The organism is Jiangella rhizosphaerae, from assembly GCF_003579925.1.
Lineage (GTDB): Bacteria > Actinomycetota > Actinomycetes > Jiangellales > Jiangellaceae > Jiangella > Jiangella rhizosphaerae.
This window is the reverse complement of record NZ_QUAL01000250.1, coordinates 1-1765: the sequence shown is the minus strand read 5'-3', so window position 1 is coordinate 1765 and position 1765 is coordinate 1. Positions and strand designations below refer to the sequence as shown.

Sequence of the window (1765 nt, the reverse complement as noted above, 5' to 3'; positions counted from 1 at the left end):
CCTCGGTGTTCGCCTTCGTGCTGGCGGCGTCGACGCTGCCGTTCCTGTGGAATGTGTGGCAGAGCCGGCTGGCGCCGAAGGTCCAGGTCGACGACCCCTGGGGCTTCGGCAACTCGCTGGAGTGGGCCACCTCGTGCCCTCCGCCGCGGCACAACTTCACCTCGCTACCGCGGGTGCGCAGCGAACGCCCGGCCTTCGACCTCAAGTTCCCCGAGGTCGCGGGCCTGGCCGAGAAGAAACCGGCCCACGCCGGACCGCTCACCGAAACCCTCGGCCCACCCGACGTCGCAGACCCCGGGCACGACGACCACGAGCGCTGACGGCACCTCCCCAGAGAGCACCCCAGCGACCACACTCTCCACCGGGCTTCGCCGAAGACCAGCAGCGGAACCGGAAGACGACGAAGAGAACGAGGGGCACGCGGCGGGGTCGGTGATGCCGGCAGGGGTAGGCTCGGGCGTCCGAGCGAGGAACGAGCGAGGCGGGCGGGGCCGGCATCACCGACCCCGCCGCCCACAGCACCCCTACTCGACCGTCACCGACTTCGCCAGGTTCCGCGGCTGGTCGACGTCGAAGCCCCTCGCACTCGCCATTTCGCAGGCGAACACCTGCAGCGGCACCGTCGAGACGACCGGCTGCAGCAGCACGGGGCATTCCGGCACCCGGATGAGGTGGTCGGCGTACGGCACGACGTCCTCGTCGCCCTCCTCGGCGATGACGATGGTGCGGGCGCCGCGGGCGCGGACCTCCTGGATGTTGCTGACGATCTTGTCGTGCAGCACCGAGCGGCCCTTGGGCGACGGGACGACGACGATGATCGGCACGCCCTCCTCGACCAGCGCGATGGGGCCGTGCTTGAGCTCGCCGGCGGCGAACCCCTCGGCGTGCATGTAGGCGAGTTCCTTGAGCTTGAGCGCGCCCTCGAGGGCCACCGGGTAGCCGACGTGGCGGCCGAGGAACAGCACCGACGTCGAGTTCGACAGCAGCCGGGCCAGCTCGCGGACCGGCTCCATGGTCTCGAGGACGAGGTCGACCTTGGCCGGCAGGTCGGAGAGGTCGCGGACGACGGAGCGGATCTCGTCGCCCCACTTGGTGCCGCGGACCTGGCCGAGGTAGAGGCCGACCAGGAAGCAGGCGATCATCTGCGTGAGGAACGCCTTGGTGGACGCGACGGCGACCTCGGGGCCCGCGTGGGTGTACAGAACGGCGTCGGACTCGCGCGGGATGGTGGCGCCGTTGGTGTTGCAGATGGCCAGCACGCGGGCGCCCTGCTCGCGGGCGTAGCGCAGCGCCATCAGGGTGTCCATCGTCTCGCCGGACTGGCTGATCGCGATGACCAGCGTCTGGCGGTCGACGACGGGGTCGCGGTAGCGGAACTCGCTGGCCAGCTCGACCTCGCAGGGCAGCCGGGTCCAGTGCTCGATGGCGTACTTGGCGACCATGCCCGCGTGGTAGGCGGTGCCGCAGGCCACGACCACGACCTTGTCGACCTCGCGCAGCTCGTCGTCGGACAGCCGCATCTCGTCCAGCGACAGCAGGCCGTCCTTGCCGACGCGGCCGAGCAGGGTGTTGGCGACCGCCTTGGGCTGCTCGGCGATCTCCTTGAGCATGAAGTAGTCGTAGCCGTCCTTCTCGGCGGCCGACGCGTCCCAGTCGACGTGGAACCGCTTCTCCTCGACCGCGTTGCCGAAGAAGTCGGTGAGCGTGACGTCGTCGGGCGTGATCTCGACGACCTGGCCGTCACCGATCTCGAGCGCCTCGCGGG

At 70.3% G+C, this 1765-nt stretch carries 1 protein-coding gene and 1 pseudogene; one reads left to right on the top strand and one right to left on the bottom strand.

Annotation, left to right across the window (positions count from 1 at the left end):
* Positions 1–320: pseudogene (locus DY240_RS22870) on the top strand (cytochrome ubiquinol oxidase subunit I); the annotation flags it as partial.
* Between the two features lie 204 nt (positions 321–524).
* Here the strand turns inward: DY240_RS22870 and glmS are convergent.
* Positions 525–1765, bottom strand: a 1241-nt coding sequence (gene glmS / locus DY240_RS22865; RefSeq protein WP_119662091.1) for a glutamine--fructose-6-phosphate transaminase (isomerizing), incomplete at its 5' end; no start/stop codon positions are given.